The organism is Pontibacter harenae, from assembly GCF_020907245.1.
Lineage (GTDB): Bacteria > Bacteroidota > Bacteroidia > Cytophagales > Hymenobacteraceae > Pontibacter > Pontibacter harenae.
The window spans coordinates 1-25718 of sequence record NZ_JAJJWH010000006.1 but is presented as its reverse complement, the minus strand read 5'-3'; the positions used below and the strand labels follow the sequence as shown (position 1 = coordinate 25718).

Annotated in this window: 25 protein-coding genes; 6 read left to right on the top strand and 19 right to left on the bottom strand. The window is 38.3% G+C overall.

The window, feature by feature from the left end; genetic code table 11:
• Window positions 1-252: 252 nt before the first annotated feature.
• From LN893_RS04845 to LN893_RS04835, 3 genes are all read right to left on the bottom strand, one after another.
• Window positions 253-774: an O-acetyl-ADP-ribose deacetylase gene (locus tag LN893_RS04845; RefSeq protein ID WP_229968671.1), complete on the bottom strand. Its 522-nt coding sequence runs from the start codon at window positions 772-774 to the stop codon at window positions 253-255.
• A gap of 252 nt (window positions 775-1026) precedes the next feature.
• Window positions 1027-1305, bottom strand: coding sequence for an META domain-containing protein (locus LN893_RS04840; protein WP_369427655.1), 279 nt, complete (start codon window positions 1303-1305; stop codon window positions 1027-1029).
• Window positions 1302-1568 carry a hypothetical protein gene (locus tag LN893_RS04835; protein WP_229968670.1) on the bottom strand — a complete coding sequence of 89 codons (267 nt, stop codon included), beginning with the start codon at window positions 1566-1568 and terminating at the stop codon, window positions 1302-1304. The genes LN893_RS04840 and LN893_RS04835 overlap by 4 nt, the downstream gene beginning before the upstream one ends.
• 230 nt (window positions 1569-1798) lie before the next feature.
• On the opposite strand from LN893_RS04835, the gene LN893_RS04830 reads away from it, so the two are divergent.
• Together LN893_RS04830 and LN893_RS04825 are read left to right on the top strand one after the other, a co-directional pair.
• Complete coding sequence (locus LN893_RS04830; RefSeq protein WP_229968669.1) at window positions 1799-2902, top strand: Mrp/NBP35 family ATP-binding protein; 1104 nt, start codon at window positions 1799-1801, stop codon at window positions 2900-2902.
• Window positions 2903-2906: 4 nt separating this feature from the next.
• The gene (locus LN893_RS04825; RefSeq protein WP_229968668.1) at window positions 2907-3173 is read left to right on the top strand and encodes a NifU family protein; all 267 of its coding nucleotides are present in this window, start codon (window positions 2907-2909) and stop codon (window positions 3171-3173) included.
• Window positions 3174-3612: 439 nt separating this feature from the next.
• On the opposite strand, the gene LN893_RS04820 is transcribed toward LN893_RS04825, so the two are convergent.
• Window positions 3613-4917 carry an undecaprenyl-phosphate glucose phosphotransferase gene (locus LN893_RS04820; protein ID WP_229968776.1) on the bottom strand — a complete coding sequence of 435 codons (1305 nt, stop codon included), beginning with the start codon at window positions 4915-4917 and terminating at the stop codon, window positions 3613-3615.
• 688 nt (window positions 4918-5605) lie between these two features.
• Here LN893_RS04820 and LN893_RS04815 point away from each other — a divergent pair.
• Together LN893_RS04815 and LN893_RS04810 are read left to right on the top strand one after the other, a co-directional pair.
• Window positions 5606-7084, top strand: coding sequence for a capsule assembly Wzi family protein (locus LN893_RS04815; protein ID WP_229968667.1), 1479 nt, complete (start codon window positions 5606-5608; stop codon window positions 7082-7084).
• 39 nt (window positions 7085-7123) lie between these two features.
• Window positions 7124-8584 (top strand): capsule assembly Wzi family protein, encoded by a 1461-nt coding sequence (locus LN893_RS04810; RefSeq protein WP_229968666.1) that lies wholly within the window; start codon window positions 7124-7126, stop codon window positions 8582-8584.
• A 1039-nt stretch (window positions 8585-9623) separates the two neighbouring features.
• On the opposite strand, the gene LN893_RS04805 is transcribed toward LN893_RS04810, so the two are convergent.
• Both LN893_RS04805 and LN893_RS04800 read right to left on the bottom strand, forming a co-directional pair.
• On the bottom strand, window positions 9624-10388 hold the full coding sequence (locus tag LN893_RS04805) for a hypothetical protein (RefSeq protein ID WP_229968665.1): 765 nt from the start codon (window positions 10386-10388) through the stop codon (window positions 9624-9626).
• Window positions 10389-10628: 240 nt separating this feature from the next.
• Window positions 10629-12026, bottom strand: a complete 1398-nt coding sequence (locus LN893_RS04800; RefSeq protein WP_229968664.1) for an undecaprenyl-phosphate glucose phosphotransferase — start codon at window positions 12024-12026, stop codon at window positions 10629-10631.
• Window positions 12027-13138: 1112 nt separating this feature from the next.
• Here LN893_RS04800 and gmd point away from each other — a divergent pair.
• Together gmd and fcl are read left to right on the top strand one after the other, a co-directional pair.
• Window positions 13139-14251: a GDP-mannose 4,6-dehydratase gene (gene gmd, locus LN893_RS04795; RefSeq protein WP_229968663.1), complete on the top strand. Its 1113-nt coding sequence runs from the start codon at window positions 13139-13141 to the stop codon at window positions 14249-14251.
• Window positions 14252-15184: a GDP-L-fucose synthase gene (gene fcl / locus LN893_RS04790; RefSeq protein WP_229968662.1), complete on the top strand. Its 933-nt coding sequence runs from the start codon at window positions 14252-14254 to the stop codon at window positions 15182-15184.
• A 62-nt stretch (window positions 15185-15246) separates the two neighbouring features.
• Here fcl and LN893_RS04785 read toward each other — a convergent pair whose 3' ends face one another.
• The 13 genes from LN893_RS04785 to LN893_RS04730 form a co-directional block, all read right to left on the bottom strand.
• Window positions 15247-15837 (bottom strand): glycosyltransferase, encoded by a 591-nt coding sequence (locus tag LN893_RS04785; RefSeq protein WP_229968661.1) that lies wholly within the window; start codon window positions 15835-15837, stop codon window positions 15247-15249.
• Window positions 15834-16286 (bottom strand): glycosyltransferase family 28 protein, encoded by a 453-nt coding sequence (locus tag LN893_RS04780; RefSeq protein ID WP_229968660.1) that lies wholly within the window; start codon window positions 16284-16286, stop codon window positions 15834-15836. Before LN893_RS04780 ends, LN893_RS04785 begins: the two co-directional genes overlap by 4 nt.
• A 78-nt stretch (window positions 16287-16364) precedes the next feature.
• Complete coding sequence (locus LN893_RS04775; RefSeq protein ID WP_229968659.1) at window positions 16365-17651, bottom strand: phenylacetate--CoA ligase family protein; 1287 nt, start codon at window positions 17649-17651, stop codon at window positions 16365-16367.
• Window positions 17652-17664: 13 nt separating this feature from the next.
• On the bottom strand, window positions 17665-18735 hold the full coding sequence (locus LN893_RS04770) for a glycosyltransferase family 4 protein (protein WP_229968658.1): 1071 nt from the start codon (window positions 18733-18735) through the stop codon (window positions 17665-17667).
• Between the two features lie 4 nt (window positions 18736-18739).
• On the bottom strand, window positions 18740-19789 hold the full coding sequence (locus tag LN893_RS04765; protein ID WP_229968657.1) for a glycosyltransferase family 4 protein: 1050 nt from the start codon (window positions 19787-19789) through the stop codon (window positions 18740-18742).
• 29 nt (window positions 19790-19818) lie between these two features.
• On the bottom strand, window positions 19819-20394 hold the full coding sequence (locus LN893_RS04760; protein ID WP_229968656.1) for a serine acetyltransferase: 576 nt from the start codon (window positions 20392-20394) through the stop codon (window positions 19819-19821).
• Window positions 20395-20453: 59 nt separating this feature from the next.
• Window positions 20454-20606 carry a hypothetical protein gene (locus LN893_RS20675; protein ID WP_369427654.1) on the bottom strand — a complete coding sequence of 51 codons (153 nt, stop codon included), beginning with the start codon at window positions 20604-20606 and terminating at the stop codon, window positions 20454-20456.
• A 32-nt stretch (window positions 20607-20638) separates the two neighbouring features.
• Complete coding sequence (locus LN893_RS04755; RefSeq protein ID WP_229968655.1) at window positions 20639-21004, bottom strand: serine O-acetyltransferase; 366 nt, start codon at window positions 21002-21004, stop codon at window positions 20639-20641.
• Window positions 21005-21790 (bottom strand): glycosyltransferase family 2 protein, encoded by a 786-nt coding sequence (locus tag LN893_RS04750; RefSeq protein ID WP_229968654.1) that lies wholly within the window; start codon window positions 21788-21790, stop codon window positions 21005-21007.
• A 32-nt stretch (window positions 21791-21822) separates the two neighbouring features.
• Window positions 21823-22545: a hypothetical protein gene (locus LN893_RS04745; protein WP_229968653.1), complete on the bottom strand. Its 723-nt coding sequence runs from the start codon at window positions 22543-22545 to the stop codon at window positions 21823-21825.
• A 1-nt stretch (window position 22546) separates the two neighbouring features.
• A complete protein-coding gene (locus LN893_RS04740; protein ID WP_229968652.1) occupies window positions 22547-23806 on the bottom strand; it encodes an O-antigen ligase family protein in 1260 nt (419 codons plus the stop codon).
• Entirely contained in the window at window positions 23803-25380 is a 1578-nt protein-coding gene (locus LN893_RS04735) for a lipopolysaccharide biosynthesis protein (protein ID WP_229968651.1), read from the bottom strand. The genes LN893_RS04740 and LN893_RS04735 overlap by 4 nt, the downstream gene beginning before the upstream one ends.
• Before the next feature lie 44 nt (window positions 25381-25424).
• On the bottom strand, window positions 25425-25718 hold a 294-nt coding region (locus LN893_RS04730), incomplete at its 5' end, for a UDP binding domain-containing protein (RefSeq protein WP_255709888.1).

Below are 25718 nucleotides of genomic sequence, written 5' to 3'. Positions count from 1 at the left end.
TTGAGGAAAAGAATGCGTTATTGCAGGCAAGGCGCTCACAGGTCTGGAAAACACTGTGAGGTCTTTCAATAAACTTTTTGTCTCCAACTAGCACGAGCATGCGAAACTGAAAATTCACATGCTCGTGCCCTTAAATTGAAGGTATGAAATGTAGAAAAAAGCCAACTGGTTTAGGCGCTGCGACCCCAAGAACTCAAAGATCTCAGCAGAAAATCAAATAGCAGCAACAATCCTATATATTAGCGGCAAATGCTACACTAGAAGCTTCTGGTAAAGAGTATAATTGTCGTCGTCGAAACAAACGAATAGAACATACTTCAGACTTGTTTCATTTTTCTGCAGATACTCCTTTACAGCCTGAACCGCCACCTCCGCCGCCTGCTGCTTTGGATAGCCATAAACGCCTGTGCTGATGTTCGGGAAGGCAATGCTTTGCAAGTTCTTTTCAGAGGCGATGCGCACACTGTTGTAGTAGCAATTTTGTAACAGCGTTGCCTCATCCTTCCTTCCACCGTTCCACACAGGCCCCACCGTATGAATTACATAGCTAGCTGGCAAGTTACCGCCTGTCGTCAGTACAGCTTCACCTGTTGGGCAACCACCCTGCCTGGCCCTAATCTGTTTACACTCCTCCAATATAGCAGGTCCACCCGCACGATGAATAGCGCCGTCAACACCTCCCCCACCTAACAGACTATTATTAGCAGCATTTACCACGGCATCTACATCAAGTTTGGTTATATCTCCTTTTATGGCTTCTAGCTTTGTATGCATTTTATATTCGGGTTAGATCTTATATTCTCCTCAGTTTTTACATTACGTAAAAATGACTTCTTTTGGAATAGCCACCGCCTTATAATCCAACCACCTCTACCCCTCCTTATCTAAGGAGAGGAGCTTTTTTTATTAGCTTTACTTGAATAAGTTTCATTATGCTTTGCAATATCCTGAACACCAAATACTGTTTTCAGCAAAAAGTCATGTGTCTTGTGTCTTGATACTTGTGTCCTAGTACTTAAGTTAAAATTACCTCTTGTAAACCAGCATATCTCCATCTGCTGTGTTAACGATCAGTATGCCATCGTTTATTGTGAAGGAAGTGGCCTTGGATAGTTTCTCAAGGTAATAAGTATCGAAAGCGAGATAAGAATCAGGGCCTCCCTTTCTGGTTGATCCGATAGTATGCACCTCCAGCTTTCCTTTCTTTTTGCCAGCATCGAAAGTAGCCAAGCTAAAGTATAGGTTTGTTAAGTTCTCCCCGAACAGGCTATAGTTAGGCGCAAAGGTCGGATGCGCTGGGTTTATGTTTGCCTCCTTAAATTCAATCCAGACTTCAATTGCGCTGGGTTTATGTTTGCCTCCTTAAATTCAATCCAGACTTCAATGGTATCAGTGGCTGGCGCAAGGGTTTTTATCGGCTCCTCTATACGCACTAGCTGCCACTTACCTACTATGGTAGCATTTACAGCCTCATCGGGTTCATAAATCTCCAGGCAGGAAGTAACCAACACAAAGCTGAACAGCAAAATGAACAGCGACAGAACAGAACTTGATGAATAATCTTTCATAACATACTAGATTGGAGTCTTCATATACAGCAGATTCATTTTCTCAGCCTTGGGTTGCATGCCCGCTATAATTCATTCTTGATGAAACAGTAACTCATATTTTGAAGGAACAGGAAAATAGCATAGGTGATATCGAACCTGACGAATCGACAAGAACTATAAAGGAGGCATCCTTCCCGATTAAGCAGAATTGTTTGTATCTTTGTAGTGCAATTTGCGACACAATTATTATGGCTATCACAAAAGAAGATATATTAAAAGCCCTCAGCTATGTAGAGGAACCGGACCTGGGCAAGGACCTGGTAACGCTGAATATGGTGGAGGACGTGCTGGTAGAAGGCAAAAACGTAAGTTTCACGGTGATTCTGACAACTCCTGCCTGCCCATTAAAAGACTTAATCCGTAATGCCTGCGTGAATGCCATTCATGCCATGGTAGACAAAGAGGCGGATGTAACCGTGAACATGACCTCGCGTGTTACCTCAGGCAGAGCTGATAACTCTGCTGTGGTGAGTGGTGCTAAAAACATTATTGCCGTAGCTTCTGGCAAGGGTGGTGTAGGTAAATCTACCGTTACAGCCAACCTGGCTATAGCTTTGGCACAGTCTGGTGCTCGTGTAGGTTTGATAGATGCCGATATTTACGGTCCGTCTATACCAACAATGTTTGGTACAGAGCTGGAGCGTCCGCGCATGGTGCAGGGCGACCACGGCAAAAACTATATTGTGCCTGTAGAGAAGTTTGGCATCAAAATGATGTCCATCGGTTTTCTAACGCCTTCTGACGGTGCTGTGATCTGGCGTGGCCCAATGGCAAGCTCTGCGTTGCGCCAGTTTATTTCGGATGTAGACTGGGGCGACCTGGACTACCTGCTTATCGACTTACCTCCTGGCACTTCTGACATACACCTGACCATGGTACAGGCACTGCCCGTAACAGGTGCTGTTATCGTAACTACTCCTCAAAAAGTAGCCCTGGCCGATGCCATGAAAGGCCTACAAATGTTCCGCCAGCCACAGATTAACGTGCCTGTTTTGGGTGTTGTCGAAAATATGGCTTACTTTACACCTGCCGAACTACCAGAGAACAGATACTATATCTTTGGAGAAGGCGGCGGAAAGGCCTTGGCTGATAAGTATGAAGTACCACTTTTAGGGCAGGTTCCGATTGTGCAAAGTATACGCGAGAGCGGCGATGCAGGAACTCCAGTGATATTACAGAACGATTCTCCAGCTTCTGGTGTTTTCAGAGAGTTGGCCCAATCTGTAGCGCAGCAGGTTTCTGTTCGCAACGCAACCATGGCCAAAACACAACCTGTAGAAATTAAAAGCTAATACAATGGCAGTAGTTAACATAGATCAAGATTTCATGCTCCGTGTTGAGGACGCACTAGACCAGATCCGACCATACCTGGAGGCTGACGGCGGCAACGTGAAGGTGCTGGAGGTAACAGAAGACATGATACTGAAGCTGGAACTTTTAGGGGCCTGTGGCTCCTGCCCTATGTCTGCCATGACATTGAAAGCTGGAGTTGAGCAATCGGTGTTAAAAGCTGTACCAGAGATAAAAGCAGTAGAAGCTGTGAATGTAACGGCTGTACTATAAGATATTTAATACCTATTTTCAGAAAGTCCTGCTTAAATCTGTTTAAGCAGGACTTTTTTTGTTGATGTGTTATAAGAATTGTGTTCAGCCGCTTTCATTGATGAAGCCCATCTGACTATTTAACTCAAGTTAAGATTTACAAGAGCAGGATGAACACATTATACTGTTTACCCACCCCTAACCCCTCCGAGGAGGGGAATTATTACTTATTTGAGAAATTCCCCTCCCAGGTGCAGGGTCGTTTCATTCTAACTTCTTTGTCATCCTGAAAGGATCTTGTGGGTTAGTAGCTAAAGCTTAACCTCCCTTCAACCAAGCTTCTTTACAGAATGACAGTAGTTTTAACTTATAATTATTAAAATGAAACGACCCTACTCCTCGGAGGGGGTTAGGTGTGGGTTGAATTTCAACGCCACAAGTTAATCGCAACTTGAGTTATTTAAAAGGCTTTATCGCTTCCGCGCAGCGCCTGCCACACTGTCAGCACAATAATCTTCAAGTCAAGCAATAGGCTCCAGTTCTCCAGGTACCAGATGTCTGCCTCCACGCGCTGCGACATAGCCGTAGTTTCTTTTGTCTCGCCCCTGTAGCCGCTCACCTGCGCCCAGCCCGTAATGCCAGGGGTAAGGAAGTGGCGCACCATGAAGTTGTTAATCAGCGCCGAGTAGTCCTGCGTGTGCTTGAGCATGTGAGGCCGCGGTCCTACTACCGACATCTCTCCCATCAGCACGTTGAAGAACTGCGGCAGCTCGTCCAGGCTCGTCTTCCGAAGGATTGCCCCCACCCTGGTGATACGCATATCGCCCTTGGTGGCCTGAACGCTGTCAGAGTCTGTGTTCACCGTCATGCTCCTGAACTTATAGCAGTAGAAGGGTCTGTTGTTCTTGCCCGAGCGCAGCTGCCTGAAGAACACAGGCCCCCTCGAGTCAAGCTTGATGATCAGGGCCAGCACAGGAATCAGCCAGCTCAGCAGGCAAACGATGACGAGCAAAGAGAAGCTTATGTCGAAGAAACGCTTGACCACCTCATTGGCCTTGTTATCCAAAGGCTCCCTGCGGTGGGTCAAAACGGGCATGTGACCGTACAGGTCCAGCACCACGTTTCTGTCGAAGAAGCCGTCCACGTCTGGCACCAGCCTGAAGCGGACCATGCGCCTGTCCGCCTCCTCCATCAGCGTCTTTATCTTGTCCAGGTGCTGCCTCGGGAGCGCGCAGAAGATCTCGCTCACACCAGTCGCAGCGATACTATCAAAGAACTGGCCTATGCCTCCCCCAGCTTTACCTCCCTCCGACTTCAGCGAGAGCTCCTCATCGAAGAGCCCCTCCACCTGGTAGCCTAGTCCTGGGTTGGTGCTGATGTAGTTGTATATCTCGCTTCCCACATGGCCCGACCCTACGACGACCACCCGTTTGCTCTGCATCCAGAACCTGCGCTTGTACTTCCTGAGAACCAGGAAGGAAAGTTTCCAGAGAAGCAACCCTACGCAGAAGGACAGCGAGGAAACCTCCACAAAATGGCTTGAGAACTTCACCTGCGGCAGGATGAAGGCCAATGTGAGAGACACAGTTAAATATAGAGCAAATGCCCCAAAGCACCTCCTGAGAAGATGTAGTGCATTTTGCCTCATCACGTTCTCATAAAGCCTAGCGACGCTCGAGCAATAGAACCAGAGCAGGTTCAGCAGCACGAAGTAAAGCTTATAGAAGTCGGAAACGGCCAAGAAATCCGCACCAGGATTTTCCATGACGTATCCAATACAGAGACACATGTTAAGGAGAAAGTAATCTACTACAACATGGATCCACTTAAAAAAGGTTGAGTATTTGTATGTCATAGCTACATTTTAAACTAACCAACTATTAATATATCGTAATTTACAATTAGATACTTTAAATGCAAAATTTAGTTATTAAATTACAAAATAATTTTTAAAAATTATTCTCCTTTACTAATTTATAGTACATAAAAAAGATATATACATTGCCTTACTGTTTCAATCAAATAAGTAGTTCGAATATTATTCCTGCTTGAATGATACACCATAAGGATAATCACTTAGCTGTATTTACCATGTGTTATTGACACCTTATGTTATTAACCTCAGGCACTCTAGAAGCTAAGTTTGTAAGGGTAAATTATAAACTAGTAATGTCTTTTCATACTTTAATAACGCCAGTTTAAGCAACACAGGATTGGTAGTGTATAAGGCACAACTTGAACGTATAAAATGTATCAGCTTTTTATGAAGTAAGAAATCACATAAGCGGCAACAAGTTTGGTTGGTTTTCTTTCATTGATAACATCCTTTTTAAGACCTTCAGGTTAAGTATATATAGGTAGGTCCTACCACACCTCTCAACTAAATATCTTCATAAACAAAACAAAATTACTACAACATTACGTATATATCTAAATATTCAAATACATTCATAATGTTTAGATTGCTGATTGCGTTACTTCTCTTCTTTTTAAATTGTGTAGGAGCTTACTCCCAGCCCCGCAACCTCCACTATAGCTTTGAAGCGCAGGGAGTGGCTAGCTCCTCTCCTGAGAGGATGCCATTCTGGCTGAGGTCCAACCAATACGGCAGCGTCCCCCTACCTGGCACCTCCCTAAGCATCATCAACCGCGTGAGTAGGGACTATGACAGCACCCAAACTAAACTCATCGACTGGGGGGCTGCCTTTGAGGGAAGAGCAAACATCGGGGACAAAACACAACTGCTTCTCATAGAGGGCTACGGCAAACTGCGCGTAGGGCCATCCGAACTGAGGGCAGGGCGCTCAAAAGAAATTATGGGTCTAGTGGATACCACCCTCTCCTCTGGGGCCTTCTCTGTCTCTGGAAACGCCCTGGGAATACCGAAAGTGCAGATCAGCATACCTGAGTTCTACACCCTGCCCCTGCTGAACGGGCTCTTCGCCTTCAAAGGAAACTTCGCTCATGGATGGGTGGGCTCAGTTCCCATAGGGTTTGATAAAAGCAGAGTAAACTTTCTCGAAACTTACCTGCACCAAAAGTCTTTCTATGGGCGCTTCGGCAAAGCTAACTGGAGTTGGAAATTGTATGGAGGTTTTAATCATCAAGTCACATGGGGAAATTATGCTAATGTGTATGCCGAAGGAGCTTTTACCCTATCTCCATGGCAAGAATACATCTATACTGTTTCAGGCAAAAAGTACGGAAGCAGAGGAATCGAAGTATCTAAAATTGGTAATCACATTGGCTCTATCGACTTAGGCTTTGAGTATGATTTCCAGAACGTCAAGCTGTTTGCATACCGCCAAAACTTTTATGATGTAGGAGCTCTTTATTATTTAGCTAATATACTGGATGGCCTGAATGGTTTAAGCCTTTCAAACAAGAAAGCTTCTCACAACGCTATACAGTGGAAGAAGCTTGTGTTTGAGTTGCTTTACACGAAAAATCAAGCAGGTGAAGCTTGGGCCAAGGTTACGCCTTCTGGTGATGAAGACTACTACAACAATTACATGTACAGCCAGGGCTGGTCTTACAAAGGTGTCGGTTTAGGTTCTCCCTTCCTTAGCACTAAAACTTCTACCAGGCAGGGTTTACCAACTCACCCAGCCAACTATTTCATCAACAACCGAGTGCTGGCCATGCATTTTGGTGTGGTAAGCAAGATAAAGGAGTGGAATCTTATCTCAAAAGCATCCTACGCAAGAAGTTATGGCACCTATGGCACCAGCACCATAGGCCATTCCCTGGGGAGTAAAAGATATCCAGGTGAGTACGGCATCTTTCAAGAGGTGGGGCAACTGTCCACCTACATTGAAGCGAACAGAACATTAGCCAACCAGCTCAATCTAGGCATTCTTGCTGCCGTTGATTACGGTGGGCTTCTTGATAATTCGGGGGGCATCATTATAAAGCTTTCTAAATCTTTGTAAGGATAACTGTTCATAATTCTGTCTTTATTCGGCACCATCATGTTTAAGCTTTACATCACTCTTATTCTTTCTTTTATTAGCCTCCTCGGTTACTCCCAGTCCAGTAACTTCCACTATGGCTATGAGGTACAGGGAGTGGCTAGCTCCTCCTCCGAACGGCTGCCCTTCTGGCTGAGGTCAAACCAGTACGGCAGCGTTCCTCTTCCTGGCACCTCCCTGAGCATCATCAACCGCGTGAGCAGGGACTATGACAGCACCCGCACCAGGCTCTTTGACTGGGGAGCCTCCTTCGAGGGAAGGGCCAACATAGGCGAAAGAACAGAACTGCTTCTCATAGAGGGCTACGGAAAGCTGCGCGTTGGGCCCTTCGAGCTGAAGGCGGGGCGCTCAAAAGAGATCATGGGCCTGGTAGATACAACCCTCTCCTCTGGAGCATTCTCCGTCTCTGGCAATGCCTTGGGAATACCGAAGGTGCAGATCAGCATACCAGAATTCTACCCTCTGCCCCTGTGGAAAGGTTTTTTTGCCGTAAAAGGAAACTTTGCCCACGGATGGGTAGGAGAAACGTATGCACGCTTTGGAAAAAGACAAACGCCACAAGCAAAAACATATCTTCATCAGAAGTCGCTGTACGGGCGCATTGGCAGCCCCAATTGGAAGGTAAAATTCTATGGCGGAATTAATCACCAAGTCTTCTGGGGTGACAGCAAAATAATTTACCCGCCCAAAGAATTTAAATTGTCTTCTAAGCAGGAATATTGGTATGCTGTCGCAGGTAAAACGTTTGAATGGTCCAAGGTAGGCAACCACGTAGGATCTGTTGATCTTGGCATTACGTATGACTTCAGAAATTTGAGCATCTTAGCTTACAGACAGCACTATTACGACAAAGATGCCTTTATTCATTTTGCCAACTTCCCCGACGGTTTAAACGGACTGAGCCTTGAGAACAAGCGTATCTCCAATAAACAAGTTCAGTGGAAAAAATTGGTTTTTGAAGTGCTTTACACAAAAAATCAGGCAGGAAGCACCTGGAATAACCTCGATTTACTTGGTTATGAAGATTATTACAACAATTACATCTATACACAGGGCTGGTCATACCAGGAAATGGGACTAGGTACGCCTCTTATCAGTACCAAGAACTATGTAAAAGAAGAACTGCTAACAGACAGTGCACCTTACTTTATCAACAACAGAGTTGTTGCTGTTCATATGGGTGTGGAAGGAAAAGTGAAAGAATGGAATGTTACTGCTAAAGCTTCCTTCTCTGAAAACTACGGCACCTACAGGGCTGACTTAACAGGTAACACTTATGGCAGTAGCAGTGGAGCAAATACTGCCGCAGATGCAGAGGGGCTAAAGCAAATATCGACTTATCTGGAGTTAGGAAAAAACTTAAATAACGGCTATCGCTTCGGTTTTGTTTCCGCCCTTGATGTTGGAAATTTGTATACCAACTCTTTGGGAGGAATGATGAAATTATCTAAAAACTGGTAAGAATAGCCAAACTCTATACAAGCCCTTTCATTGTAAACTTACCCTTGATGACTATCAAGGGTAAGTTTCAAGAATTTCATTGAAGGAAAACTATTTAGAAGGAGCCTCTGCAGGTTTTACCCGAGGTATGATAGCCTGTAAACTTCTCAGCTAAACCTGGCGCGGGAATAATTCCCGCGCCTAATAATACTGTCGAGTCTGCGACTTGACGGACACGAAGAGTCCTATCACATCACACAAAGGCACGAGAATTGCTTTGTACGGTAGGAGGTTTAAATACATGTGAGATTATGTTGGCAGACGGAACAGTCTTTGTTAGGCTTTACAAGTCGGAGACGTCACATCATCTGCAAGTCATGAACTTGGAAATTCGCGCAAACAAGTGAAATAAGCAGCAACGGATTCAAGTAATAAGCAGCTTTATAAAAATACGCGTGTTGTTATTCCCGCAATCTTGCAATAGCAATTGGCCCTTGTATCCAACCACCCCCAACCCCTCCTTATCCAAGTAGGGGAGCTTAAGTTCAGTAAGTTAGGCAGTATTTTTAATCTTATGTTGTTTCATCCTGATAAAATCTAGTTTATAGATGCCTCCCCCCTATTACTTCAACTGAAAGATGCTGTTTGCCGTTGTTGTGTGTTTTCACCAACAACTTCTCCATCAGAACACTTTATAATACCGTCAGATTTAAAACAAACATAGTACTTTTATTCGGAAGGAAACTTTTTATTTTATACCTTCTTGAGGTGCAGTGTCAGTACAGCAACATGCTAACAAAATTGACAGTTAAAATTTCCAAAATATAACAGAAATAGAGCGGGCCTTGGGATTAGCTCCCAAGGCCCGCTTTATGCTAAATCCTCCAACCATTCGTTATAGTGCTGTAGAAAGCCAACTCAAAACAAAGTTAAATGAGGAAACAAAATTAGTTTTACATGAAGGAAAGCGCATGATTATTTACAGCATAATAAATATCAGCACATTCCTTCACAAAAAGTCTTACATCTTGTGTCGTGATACTTGTGTCCCTTTACTTCGTTACAAATGAGGTGTATAAAATACTTTTATAGATGCAGTAACAAACTGATCAGTACTACCAGTGTAACCACCTTTTCTTTTCGTATTATCTAAATAATCTGTTGTTGTTAGGTTTAATGTAAGCTCTGGAGCAAAACTGAACTCGTTTGAGCATCTGAAACGAAGGCCAGCACTAACTGGTATAACAGCTGCAATAGCTGGGTAAGTAGGCTTAAATTCAGAATCTGGCTCATCAGTTGCTTCACCAAAAGAAACAGCATTATAGCGCATCACACCAAGCCCAACCTTCGCATAAGGCACCATAATCATACGGTTACGAATGGATCTTCTGTATAAGCCTGCAAGCGTATAGTTATTGGCTATATTGAAAACAGCTGATCCTGAAAAAGAAACTGCTTCAGAACTAAATGAAAAGCTATTTTTAAGCTTATATCCAGCCATATCTTGTGCACCATTAAAACGCGCGTATTCCAGGTTTCCCAACAAAGCCACCTGAGGAGTAAATTGATACATCACTCCTGCATTAGCATTTACCCCATAGCCATTCCCCTTCATCAATCCTATGCTACTGCTGTAGTTTCTCGTCGTGTTGTCGCTGTTCATAACAGATATACCTGTTCCAGCTATAAAGGTCCACTTATCAGCTCGTCTGAAACTGTTATATAAACTGCCCCTAAACTTTGGGCTATAGCTCCGCTGAGCCTGGGCGTCAATTGTAAAACTTAATAAAAAAACAAGTGTGGCTGCCAGGAAAAGGGCTTTCATATGTATCTTTTTCAACATGGTCTGGTAATTATTGGACAGGTAAAAGTTTTGCATCAGTGTATTTTTGAACAATTATAAATATATTTTTTTATATATACAATAATGCATATAATTTTATGTATAGTTTTGCAATAATAGTTTAAAAGAAAATATGGTTAATACAAATTTCAGATGCTGCATATAAGCAGGTTCAGCACTAGGATATTAAAGATGATCACTGAAAAAAGGGCTTATATACTATTAAAATGCTTTTTTGTCTCCCCGAACGGCCTGCCAGAATGTGAGGACAACTATTTTCAGGTCAAGTAAAAAAGACCAGTTCTCCAGGTACCAGATATCTGCCTCTACCCGCTTCTCCATCTCTATTGTCTCTGTTGTATCCCCTCTGAACCCACTTACCTGCGCCCAACCTGTAATACCAGGCGTCAGAAAATGGCGAACCATAAACTTCTCGATCAGAACAGAATAATCCTGAGTATGCTTCAACATGTGTGGGCGAGGCCCTACGACAGACATATCTCCCATCAACACATTCAGGAACTGCGGCAATTCATCAATGCTGGTTTTCCGGATAAACGCACCCACACGTGTGATGCGGGCATCACCTTTGGTAGCTTGTTTACTATCAGAGTCGCTGTTCACGCTCATGCTCCTGAACTTAAGGCAATAAAAGGGCCTGTTATTTTTGCCTGAGCGTAACTGCCTGAAAAAAACAGGTCCTTTAGAATCAAGTTTTATAATGATAGCCATCAAAGGAATAAACCAGCTTAACAGGAAAAGTGAAACAGCCAGCGAAAAAGCCACATCAAAAGCTCTTTTCACCACTTCATTCGCCTTATCACCAAGCGGCTCTCTTCGGGGCGTTAGGATCGGCATGTGCCCATACATCTCCACCATAAAGTTTTCCTTAAAATAGTCTTTTACATCAGGCACCAGTTTAATGCGTATCATCCGCTTGTCCGACTCCTCCATCAGCATCAGGATCTTATCTCTAGCTATATCTGGTAAAGCACAATAAACCTCAGCTATGTTGTGCTGCTCTACATAGTCCATACAGTCGGCCACCTTACCTAACACCAGGTTGTTAGCAATAGGCAAAGCGGCCACATTGTCATCAAAAAAGCCTACTACCTCATAGCCTAAGTGCTTGTTTTTTTCGATGTAGTTATACAGATCCATTCCTTGGGTTCCAGCACCCACCACCACTATTCGTTTAAATTTGATGAGTGACCATCGCCTGGGCTTTCTGACAAGCAGGAAGGTTGTTTTCCAGGCCAGTATAAAAAAGCACAGCAGAGCAAAAAAGCAAAGTAAAAAGTAATTGGATAGCTGAAATTGTGGAAGCACGAGCATTTGCACAAATACAAGAAATGCGAAACCCAGCAACGATTTTAAAGTTATGCTAATGGTCGGAATGGCATCCCTTCGGAATATATTCTCATACAATTTACAGGAAGTAGAACAGTAGAACCAGGTAAGGTTGAGCAACAGAAACTCCTTACGGTATTGTTCGGGTACATTCATCCAGATCCTTTCAGGGTTCTCCACAACAAAACAGGTATAAAGAGCCAGATTCAGAATACTAAAGTCAATAACCAAATTAAGTGTCTTCGAAAAAGTTGTGTATCTGTATGTCATAAAAGCATTTACTTTTGAACAGGACTCTTGCAAAAGCAATAAAAGCATACAAACATAAACCTTTTTATAATGATTGCGTAGCGACAACAAATAAAAATTTATTCCAAAAAGAATGATTGTAATATCAACAAAAATAGTACACAATACCAATAATTTTATTGATATTTTGAGTTACTCACTATAACAAACAAGATTACCTCAAAACATAATGTACTATTTACCAACTATATATTCAGAACAACTATCCATCTTTTATCATAAATATTTTTTATCTATATAAACAATTTTAAATATTAGCATCATTACATTTCTATGTTTTAAACAGATTACCTTACCTGTTCATAGAAGATTGAGTTCACACTTACCTTTTCTATTTATAGTTCATCTTTGCTTAGAATCATCTTGTAGGAAATACAATGATTGCCATCGGAGCTTCAACCTGGATTTTGACGCAGACGAGAGCTTGAGTTTAATTTCTATTCCATACCTAATTTAGAATAGCTGTTATTTAAAAATCAGCATCAGCAGTGGGAATGATTATTCCCTTGAAGGTAACATAGGGGTGTAAACTTGGTAGTTCGTTCCTCATTTTTTAAAGGAGTAGAATGCCTCATTTAGCTATTGCATAACATCACTGTGGTTGTATACTGGTCAAGTATGTACATTACCGCAACTAGTAGTTTGAAGGATATAGTTTCTCTACATCAGGTTAATAATCAACAACGTAGAACAGTTAAAAAGGGTAGATATAAGCCAAAAGCACTCTTTAGCAAGTAGAACGGACACTCTCATTTCGGAAATCCTATCTTGGAAGGGGTTAGGGGTGGGTTCTAAATCTCAGGCATCAATTTATTCATGGAAGAGCATCCCGTATTGAATCTTTATTGAGATAAATCACAAGATATATACTAAACTTTTTTCATAGTTTTCGAAATAGAGAAATTATTCACTATCAATTGTTGTAGTTTAGTTTAGAATATTATATTTGTAAAATTTTAAGAATCTAAAGCCGAATAGCTTTACCTTAGCTTGTCTACACTATATCATTGCAGCCTTTCACAGCTGCCCATATAAAAATGATAATCCTATAGAATTACTTATATCATAATAGAATGAAAAAAGCTCTTATCACAGGCATCACAGGACAAGATGGTGCTTACCTGGCAGATTTATTGTTGGAAAAAGGGTACGAGGTGCATGGCATCAAGCGTAGAAGTTCCTTGTTCAATACCGATCGCATTGATCATTTGTACCAGGACCCGCACGAGGAAAACGTGCGCTTCCACCTGCATTATGGTGACCTTAGCGACTCTACAAACATTATACGTATTGTACAGCAAGTGCAACCAGATGAAATATATAACCTGGGTGCCATGAGCCATGTAAAGGTGAGCTTCGATACACCTGAATATACAGCGAATGCTGACGGTATCGGTACGCTACGTATTCTGGAGGCTATCCGTATTCTGGGGCTAACCGAAAAAACAAGAGTTTACCAAGCCTCTACCTCTGAGCTTTATGGCTTGGTGCAGGCAGTGCCGCAATCTGAAACGACTCCTTTTTACCCACGCTCACCTTACGCGGTAGCAAAACTGTACGGCTACTGGATTACCGTAAACTACCGTGAAGCCTACAACATGTATGCCTGCAACGGTATCCTGTTCAACCACGAATCTCCTTTAAGAGGTGAAACCTTCGTTACACGTAAAATTACACGCGGCGCAGCTAAAATAGCCATGAGCCTGCAGGACAAGCTTTACCTTGGCAACTTGGATGCTCGTCGCGATTGGGGCCATGCCAAAGATTATGTTGAAGCGATGTGGCGCATTCTGCAGCAGGATACGCCAGAAGATTATGTAATTGCGACAGGTATTACAACTACTGTACGCGATTTCGTGAAGATGGCCTTTGCTGAGACAGGCATAGAATTAGAGTTTTCTGGAGAGGGAGTGGAAGAGAAAGGCGTAGTCGTTTCTTGCTCAAATCCTGACTTCCAGCTGGAAGTAGGAAAAGAAGTTGTGGCAGTTGACCCTCGTTACTTCCGTCCAACGGAAGTAGAGCTTTTAATTGGAGATCCGACCAAATCAAAAACTAAACTTGGCTGGGAGCCTCAATATGATTTACCAGCGCTTGTCAAAGATATGATGGAAGCTGACATACAGCACTTCCACAGAGAGAAAATGTTACAGGATAAAGGCTACCGCGTAAAGAACCAGTTCGAATAAATGGAAGTAAAAAATAAAATTTATGTAGCCGGCCATAGAGGAATGGTCGGCTCAGCTATTATCAGAAGGCTAGAGGCAGCAGGCTATAACAACATTATCGTACGTACATCCAAAGAGCTGGACCTTCGTAACCAGGGAGCGGTAAATGATTTCTTCGCTACAGAAAAACCTGATTATGTTTTCCTGGCTGCTGCTAAAGTAGGGGGAATTGTAGCCAATAATACGTACCGGGGAGAATTTCTGTACGATAACCTGATGATCCAGAACAACGTTATTCATGCCTCTTACCTGAATAACGTGCAGAAGCTTATGTTCCTGGGTTCATCCTGCATTTACCCGAAACTGGCACCACAACCTTTAAAAGAAGAGTATCTGCTTACAGGGCCACTAGAGCCAACAAATGAGCCTTATGCCATTGCTAAAATAGCTGGCATAAAGCTGTGCGACGCCTATAGAGATCAGTACGGCTGTAACTTTATTTCGGTGATGCCTACGAACCTGTACGGCCCGAATGATAACTACGACCTGAAGAACTCACACGTGCTACCAGCATTATTGCGCAAGTTCATTACAGCAAAAGAAACCAATGCGCCGACCGTAGAACTTTGGGGAACGGGCACGCCTAAGCGCGAATTTTTACATGCCGACGACCTGGCCGATGCTTGTTTCTACCTGATGCAAAATTACAATGAGCCAGGTTTGGTAAACATTGGGGTTGGTGAAGACATCTCCATTCTAGACCTGGCAAAACTGGTGCAAAAAACCGTAGGGTATGAAGGAGAGATTGTACTGGATAAGACCAAGCCAGATGGCACTCCTCGTAAATTGATGGACGTATCTAAATTACACTCTTTCGGATGGAAGGCTAAGATATCTCTTGAAGAAGGTATACAAAAGGTATACGAAGAAATAAAAGAACTTAGTTGGGCATGATATTATTATAATTCAACACGCAGCAAATTCATAACTTTGCTGCGTGTTGAATTATAGAATTCCTATTTAGTTTCTCGTTTAATATTATTTAGTACTTTTCTAAGCATCAACTTGTAAATTGATTTTTCTTTTTTAGACTTCTTCACCCAAACATGCCCTTTACCACTTCTTGGACGTTCAATGCTCTCCTGAAGAGAAGAAATAAGTTGATCAGATGCATGATACCCAATTTTATGAAGAGGTTCCAAAGAAGTATTAACCATCGCCAATACTTTACTTTTTAAGTCAGCCTCATCATAAGCTACATTAATATAACCTAACTCATTAAAACGATTGGCTGTTGCTAACTGGTGCTCATTCCTATGTTCCCCAAGTTTTGCTAATCTTGGCATCACTATAATAGGCTTCTCCTGTACTAAAGCAGATAAGATTGTACCCATTCCTGCATGGCTTATTATTAATTTGGCTTTTGCAAAATATGTATTAAACTCAGTAGGTGAGACAAACTCCAGAGTTTTCATATTCTTCACTAGATAACCTGTGTTAGACACCTGAGCAATCACCTCAACATCACCCAAAAGGGGAACAGTTTCATCAATAGCTTTTATAAGCCTATCAAATGGCTCTTGTGTACCTATAGTAACAAATATCATGATAATACACTGCCGCTAAAAGTTATTTCATCATTTGAAAGGTGTTCCCACTGAGTATATACCTTATCTGCAATTTTAGATGCAATCCTGCCACTCATTGATAGCTCCTCAACGTTAGCAATACTATCTACCCAAATTGTTTTTGTACCTAATAGTTTACCAGCAAGTAACCCCATGAGCCCAGGAGCAGCTCCAGTGGTTATTATAACATCAGGCTTGATTAATCTTATCAAATTTGTAACTTTTATAGCTGATCTTAAAATATCAAGTTTATTCTTCCTATTAGCATCAGGAACGTGGTAAAACTTGTGTCCTTCAACTGTTTCCGCAAAGCTCCCTTTTGTAGACACAAAAATAAGTTCATGATATTTGAAAGCAGGTTTTAATCGTAGAAGCTGTATCCAATGCCCTCCAGCAGAGGCAATTGCTAAAATTTTTTTCTGCTTCATAGTATGTAAATTACTTTAAAATCTATTAAATGCAAGAATTCTATTTTGATTGAAGATTGAAGATTAAACATTAAATACTCAAGCCTTAACAATGATAGGAATTTTAGCATTAGGTAGAGTAATTATCTCCTGATTAACTACTATTCTAAAGGGCATCTTAAATCTCTTAGACAACATAAGTCCATAACTTTTGTAAAACTGCTCTTCTGAAACCATCGCTGAGGTTATCATATTAATAACAATTTCCTGATTAGAATATAAAATTTGGTACTGATCAATCAGAGCGTCCTCAACAAAAAGGTGACTAAAGAATTCAGAATGAACAACATTGCCATCAATATCTATAACATGATCATTAACTCTGCCAGCTATAGACTCAATTCGAAACAGACTCCTTCCACATTCACATTTTTCAGTGATTACTTTATCACTCGTTGTATAGTCTCCTACTTCATATCTGATAAATGGAGACGCTCTATTCAGTAAATCAGTGCAAATTATTTTGTTATCAATTATCTCAACTAAACTATTTTCAAAATTAAGATGATACCCGTGGTGAAAGTTGCATTCAAAGGCTGCAACTCCCCCATCTTTCGCACCATAAGTATCTATCACATCACAATTACAATACTCTTTAGCCAGAACTCTAACTTTTGGAATAAAAGTTTCAGAAGTGGTAAAGATGCACTTTAAGTCCAAACGATAATTGTTATCCTTCAGAAAATTCAAAAAAACAAGTACAGATGAAGTGTAGCCATATATTGCTTTTATGTCTCTTTTCAGTAAAGTCTTATAAGCATTATAAAGTACATCAGAACTTAAATCAAAAGCCGATACAACTTCAAAATTAGAGACCAAATCATAAATTTTGCGTTTTAATGTTCTTTTATTTAATAGAGAAGGTCCAGCTATCATCATTATTTTATCGCAGGGTTCTACACCGTATACATCAAACGCTCGCCATATAGCTGGCCAGAAATTATCTATTGATTCCTGACTTAAGTGAATAGCTAATGGACTTCCAGTAGTTCCCCCTGAATACTTTGTTGTGTGTACTAGACTAGAAATAAAGTGATTATTCAAGTTGTTCTTGAAGAAGCTCTTAGAAATAATAGGAATTTTATCAATTTCACTCGAACTACTTCCATTAAATCCCATGCTTCTTAAATGAGTTCTATAAGACTCGTTGTTTTCGAAGTGATGTTTAAATATTTCTTTAAATTTCTTTTTTTGATATAATTCAATTTCTTCTTTATTATATATATATTGATTCTTTAAATATTGATTAAATAATTTATATTGATTTGTTTGTCGAGCCAAATCTAATATTCGAATTCTTACTTTATTGTTTAGTGCAAGTGTCATTAGAAGTAAGTCTTTACAATAGTTCCTTATAAAAATCACCTAACTGATCAACTACTTTCTCAGGATAATAGGATTTTATCATTTGCTTAGATTCTCCTCCGAATTTTGCAACTTTATCAGAGTTATTTAGAAAGTAAAGCATTGCCTCCTGTAAAGCATCTTTATCACCAGGATTTATCAAAAAGCCATTTTTGTGTGGTTTAACTAATTCAGAAATTCCTCCAACGTTCGTGGATATTATAGGTAATTCGTAATTCATTGCTTCCAAAATTGAAACAGGAAGCCCTTCATTATAAGAAGGAAGAACATAAACATCAGCTTTAGCTAATACCTCTCTTTTTTTTTCTCCTGTTACCCATCCTAAATATTTAACTAGTTGGTGCAATCCTTCTTTAGCTATTATTTTTTCTAGAATATCTATTTCTCCATCTCCCCCTATCCAAACTTCAAATGGGGGAGTATTAAGCTTGGCTAAAGAACTGATCACATCAATCAAATCGTAAATGCCCTTACGTTTACCAACTCTTCCTAAGAATAAAAAAATTATTCTTTTGTTATTGTGATTATCTTTTTTTTGGCTATCAATTTTCTCAATAATATTTGGTAGTACACTTATAGATTTTGGATTAAAATGTTTTAAAAAATAACTACACCACCATGTGGATAAGCAAATCACCTTATCTGTATGTTCAAATATATTTTTTACCAAGTTCTTAGTAATTAGATTTGAATTTTCATAAAAAATATGAAATTCAGCACCATGTATATGGTAAATAGTTTTTTTATTAAAAATGTACTTTGAAAATAAAAAGATAATGTACTTCCTAAAAAAGCTCCCTCTTGAGGCCCCGTGAATATGTACTATCTTAATTGAAGGATTTTTAAACAAATACATACATAATATAATGATCTGTTTAAGAGAATACAGAGGAACTAAATATTTACTTAAAGGCTTGTATGTCGAAACAAAATTAAAGGGCTTAACACACTTACTGTAGCTATCAATTACAGCTCCTATTCCCCCTCTATGGTTTTTGTATTGTGGTCCAACCACTAACACTTTACTTGCTAATTCTGGGTTCATTTCTCTAAATTGAGTACTCTTCTAGATATTTTAAAGCAGTTTTTTTGATGTCAAAGTTTTCTTTAGCATAGAGATAAGCAGATTCAATAAGATCAATGTTTTGTTTTGTTACCTTATTGTGTATTATTTCCTCTAATTTAGAACTACAATCGAGGATGTTACCATTTTCGAAGAAGTACCCATATTGCCCATGATTAATTACTTCCATAGGTCCATCTATATCCGAAACTAGTATGTTTAATCTAGCAGCCATTGCTTCTACTACAGTCAATCCAAAACCTTCGTATACAGAAGGTTGCACAGCTAAATCATAGTTCTTAAGATTTTTGTAAATAAATTCTCTGTCTTTTAACCCCAAGAAGTTGACATTATCTTCTAGTTTAAGCTCTGTAATTAGTGATTCCAAATATGGAAGAGAGCTTCCTGCTCCTATGAAATCTAGTGCGATATTCTTTATTCCTTTTTCATGAACAAGATTCGCAACGGCTTTAAGTAGAATATCTTGACCTTTCTTCTTGTGTTCTAATCTGCTTACCTGTATGATTTTAAACTTATTTTCTATTAGATCTCTAGCTTTTCTTTTTCCTACTTCATTAGTTGCTATACCGTTATAAATTACCTTTACTTCCGTATTAGCTCTTAGCAAGACATCTTTTTTAACGGCTTTAGATATTGCAATTACTTTATCATGCCATTTCAAATATTGAAGAGGCACGTTGACATCATGGATTGTTAGGCATTTTAGAGCTTTCGTTTTTGTTTTTATTAATTTAATTCCATTGTAATTGTGGAAATGAATAACATCGGGCTTTAAGCTAAAAACAAGGTAGTTTAATTGTAAAATTTTATAAAGGTTCCTACTCTTTGGTACTCTATTGATACAATGAACCTTTGCTAATTTTATTTTTCCAATAAGATTAGCATCAAATTGATTATTAACTATAACTAATACCACATTATTGCTCTTAGCCTGTTCATTTATGATATCAACAAGCATATTTTCTGTTCCACCAACATTGAAATCAAATAAAATATGTATTATTTTCTGTGACATTATCAACTTTAATATGTTATCAGAGTATTTTAATTTAACGCTTCTAAAGCTCTAATTTTAGACTCTTTGTCTTCTAACACAAAATTTCCATTTTCTCTGTAACCCCATCCTCTTTTGCTAAATTGATAGATTTTATTTTCTAGGTGCTGCTTTACTCTTACAATTGGAGGACCTAATACATAAACACTATTATCTGGTAGATCCTTAACTACAACTGCATTTGCACCAATTCTACAATTGTTACCTATTTTTATGTTTCCTATTACCTTTGCGCCTGCACCTAATATGCAATTATCTCCTATTGTAGGACTACCTAAACCTTTGGAATCTATCAACATATTTGAACCAATTGTTACTTGTTGATATATGGTACAGTTTTTACCAATTTTTGCACCTCCACTTATAAAAACCCCGTAAGTTCCATGTATAAAGTTTATTGGCCCTTCAATTTTACAATTGAGGGGCAGGTAAGCATTAGTTTCATGTAGGAACCCTTTATTAACAAATTCAAGTACACTTTTTATAATCTTAACTTTAGAGTTATTGTGCTTTTGCTTTAATAAATAGTACCCTCCCAACTTCTGTACTATTAGACTGAATATCATAGTGTAATAATTTAAAATATTTTGAGTTTTACTTTGTATTGCTTTTACTTACATGAAACTTAGATTTGATTCAATATATAGCCATTTGAGCCATTAAAAGAAACTGTTTTCGCCGGAATACCTGCTACTACTGCTTTGTCAGGTACATCATCTAAAACAACAGCATTAGCTCCTATGGCAACATCATTTCCTATCTTAACATTGCCTACGATTTTGGCTCCAGGCCCTATATAACATCTATCCCCTATTGTTGGATAACCTTTTTTTTACCTCTACTTGAAAGTCCTATAGTTACTCCTTGGGAGACGTTACAGTTTTCACCTATGACAGCCATAGAGCTTATTACTATACCCCCAAAGTGACCGATATAAAATCCTTTACCTATTTTAGTTTCTGGAGGGATATCCATGCCAAACTTATACTTTAGCCTACTATGGTAAAGCCATGGTAAAAGATAAAATATCAAACCTAAAGCTTTAGCTCTTGCGGCTATGCGGTGCCAGACCATAAACCTAAAGCCAGGAATCCTAAAGTAAGTTTTGATGAAAACACTAAATGAGTATTTACCTGTATATCGGTATAGGTCTGATAAGATTAGCTTCTGAATCATCTAAACAGAAATTATATTGGTCTTTATAAGTATAGTCTTGATATTAAATTTCAACTCATACCAATGCGTTAACCAAACTGCTCTAGACAGTTTTGTTGCTCCATTAATTAATAACACCTCCCTAATATTCTTTAAAAATTTTATATTCCCTGTTGATGTTTTTGTATCTTCCCAAATGCGGAATGCACTCAATGGGCAACGATCATATGCATGAATAGTACCTTTATTCAGGAGTCTTAACCATAAATCAAGATCCATACAGTAGTGAATATCCTGATTAAGGAAACCTACAGCAACTAAACTTTCCCTATTATAGAAAGAGCCTTGTTGAATAACACTGTACTTTTGATTTAGTAAATGTCTCCTATTAGGTATATTAATCTCAATTGTTCGTACTAATTCTGATTCTGAGTTTATCAAATTCAGCTTTGAACAATAAAATATAGCCCCATTGGGCTTTTGTTTATAAAGCTGCACAATTTCTTCTACACAGGTTGGGTAAAGAATATCATCAGAATTTATCCAACCTACTAATTCTCCTTTTGATAATTTAAATCCTTTGTTTATTGCATCAGACTGGCCTTTATCTTTTTCATGAATTATTATATCGATTTTATTTTTATATTTATTCACTATGTCCATTGTATTATCCGTTGATCCACCATCAACAATAATATATTGGATGTTTTTATAAGTTTGATTGAGGACACTCAATATAGTTTCTTCAATGAATTTACCTTGATTGTAGGAAGGTGTAACAATTGTTATTAATGGATAACTATTCATCTATATTTATGTGTAATTGTATTTGAGAAAATCTACTGCTCTATCAGATAACTTTTAAGTTTAAATTTTATCGAATTCTTAAAAAATTCAAAGTTATTTAAATCGTACTTGATATTATTGGAACCACTTATACCTTTGATTTTTGGGGAACTTGGAAAAGGCAAATATTTAAGACCTTGCGATATCGCTATCAATGAAGCTTTAGCTAAAATATGTTCAAAATAAACACCATTAGTATCATTAAGACTATTTTTATATTTATATAAATAGTCATAAAAGAAAACAGGAGTGAAGCCAAAAATCCTTGAGTCGCAAAAGGTTAAATTCTTATTGAAATCAAGAAGCAAATCTAAATCCTTATTTTTATCATATCTTTCAAAAAAAGGCAAAAAGTTCAAAACTTTATGTCTCCCAGTAATTTTGAATACAAAATTAGATGTTTTTAAAATTTTAGAATTTTTTAAAGCATATTCTATACATAATAATTCCCCATAACCTTTTCCAACTTCCCTTGAATAAGTATTTCCGTTAAAACATAATATTTCAAGCCTGAAGGAATTAAGAGCATCTTCAAAGTATGGACTTATATCATTATTGGAGTTTTCCACAAAAATAATCTTGCATTTTGTTTCTTTCAGCCAAAATTTTATAGAGTCAATATATTGATTTTTCCTAAAATCTTTATCAGTGATTTTAGTGAAGATCATATTTTGTGGATCTATTGTTCCTGTTAAAAGGACCACTGGATTATTCATATTAGTAATTTTTTATCAATAAACTTTGTACTGACTCATTCTCATTATATTTTTTAGCAACTAGACTTTCATCCTTAAGTTTTAGAATATTTGTCCTTATGTTTGGATGTAAACATATGCCAAAAATAGAAAACTGAAACAGTAGTGATAGAAGCGTATAATTAAAGTTAAAGATGGTCCCACCTGTCAAGCCTATAACTATCCAAAAAAAAATAAATGAGGTTACTCCTTTATCTATTGGGTTGACATATTTATAAACATATTTTATTGTCTTCACTAGAAAAATAATAAAAACCACAAATGCTATCACACCATATTGTAATACAAAAGCAAGATAGCTTGAATGAGGGTCACTGAGTTGCTCATAAAAGTCTGTGATATGTGTCGTTATTGTAGAAAAATAATATTTAGAATCACCATAACCCGTCCATAATTTATTTTTTATTCCGACAAATGCTACACTCCAAATTTGGGTTCTAAACTCAAAATCTCCTTCTACATCTGCCCCTCCTGAATTAAGACTCTTATATAAGTTATACAAAGGAATTGTTACTAAGGATATTATTATCAACTTTTTGGTACTTTTTCTTTTTGCTTTAAGGTAAAAATAGTACTGAACAATAAATGCTAATAATACACCACCCATTACTGCCCTACTATCACCTATTATGAGAAAAAACAAAAACACCCCCCCTGATACTATGCTAACTTTAGTTCTATATTTCATCCACAAATAAAAGGCAATGTTAAGCCCAAAACCCGCCAATGCTGCTGTATCTGCAAAAAAGAATAATCCTCCTAATCTTCCTGCCATAGTATGGTTACCAAACTCAAACGTTCCTCCTGTTTTGATATGAACATACAAACAAAGCATCAAGGCTATATGTATGAAAAGCAACATTACATCAAGCACTTTTTTAAGACTTACCCTCCATGTAATAGCCGATAAACCCAAAATAAGTAATTGCGTAAAAAGCATATTAAAACTATTATTTATATTGAAGCCAAATGGTGTCCTAAAAGCTACAGATACAACAACTGAAAATAGCATTAAATAATACCATTTAAAGTTAGGAAATCTTGTTTTAAATTGTATTTTCTTTACAAATAAAATAACAGCTATTAATATTATATTAAGAATTAGTATAGTTCCATAATCTCGTGTAACCGTGTCATTATTGAATCTTTGACCATTAAAAAAACCAAAAACAAAAATCCACAATAGGAATAATAAGAGAAGGATGTGCTTTAACTTTATCATTTAACATTTATATAGGCAGCTTTTCTTCTTGTCTTTATCTCATCCATTAACTTTGATAGCTTTATGTTTTTTGTCAACAACTTATCTTTATATTTTATAAGAACTATAAATAAATACATTGCTGCTATTAAACAAATAACTATTATCGATGTTAAAGGACTTTCATTAAAAAAGGACAACAAATTAGTTAATTTCACTACCACTATAATAACACTCATCATTAGAAGCATCATAAATGGGTAGTTTATAATGAATTTAAAAATATTGTAATTTAGCTCTTTTAAACAGTAGTAAACTACATACCAATTTATAGTCAATAACTTTGATAAAGTAAAAGCAAAAACTAAACCCTCTAATCCAAAAGCATTACCAAGAATATAGCCTAAAACCATCGATAAAATTCCTGCCGCCAATGTCCAATAGTTAAATGGCCACTTCCCTAAGTTCCAAACAAAATTACCGCATACGGCATGCTGTATCTCAAGAATAGCAGAAATTGCTAATAATGTGATTACACTATTTCCCAAAAAATGGCCAGTCCCAATCCATATTTGCAATATTTCATTCCCTGCCAAAATCACAAAAAGTGCAAACGCAGTAATTAAAGAAAGGGCTAGAATAACCACTTTTTCAAAAAGAGGAATTACACCAACACGGCCCTCCTTTATATACTTTTTTGCAATAAAAGGACCTACAGATTGATTGATTACTGAAACTATAGCTACTCCATAGGAAATTAGCTGTTGATGGACAGAAAGGTCTGCTATATAAGCTGTTCCCACTGTAATAGTTGTAATAAATATAACTGATCTATTAGTTAACCACCCCCCCAACTGGTTAATAAACATCGGCATAGAATTTTTGTAAATTTCTTTTGCCGCTTCAAAAGCAAAAAGGCTTTTAACTTTAGTATTACTACTAAATATAAATTTATGCTTTTTATACAAAGTAATATGAAGTAACAAAAGCTGTATTAAGTTTTGCAAAAGAAATAGTCCTGATAAAAATAATATGTTAGGAAACTGTTCTAAAAACGTAACTATTAAAATAAAATAAACTACTTGAGCTAATACTTTGACTAAATTATCATAACCAACATCTTCGAGCCCTGATAAAAAAGCAGATGGTATATTACTAATTAGATTTAATATAACCCCAACTCCATACACTACATAAGCAATAGTGATTATTGAAATATTAGTACTATCCAAGACGCTAAAAGCAACAACAGATACAAAAAATATAATAATCACACATATAAGAAAGGTAAGAAGGGCCGTATAATATATCTGCTTTAAAGTATACCTTTTGTACACTTCCAATGAAGAGTCAGAATTACCCTCTTTCGAGTTATTTATATATGCTATTGTCCTGGATAAAGCAGAAGCCAATCCTAAATCTGCCATTTGCAAAAAAGAACCAATAGAAAAAAATAAATACCAGTAATTTATTTCATTTTTGTTAAGCAGTTTAAATATCAATGGAGTTAGTATGATACCGAATGCAATAGAAGTAGCAAATTTTATCCATGAAAATGATACCCCTTTTAAGACTTTACCTTTGCTTCCTTTCATCAAAACTAAGCTTTACATTATTCCACCTGTTATCAATGCTCTTTTTATATTGCTGCGTCTAACTGTTGTGAAACCTGCTGCTTTATACCGATGCCGTAGTAGGTGAAGCCCTTCTCGTGCATCTCTGCCGCATCGTAGATGTTTCTGCCGTCGAACACCACCTTGTCCTTCATCAGCTTGCTCACCACCGCGAAGTTAGGTGATCTGAACTCTGGCCACTCCGTCACAAGCAGCAGCGCATCTGCGTCTATCAGCGTCTCGTACTCGTCCTTGCCGTACTCGATCGTGTCGCCAAGCGTGTGCGATGCCTCTTTCATGGCCACTGGATCGTAGGCGCG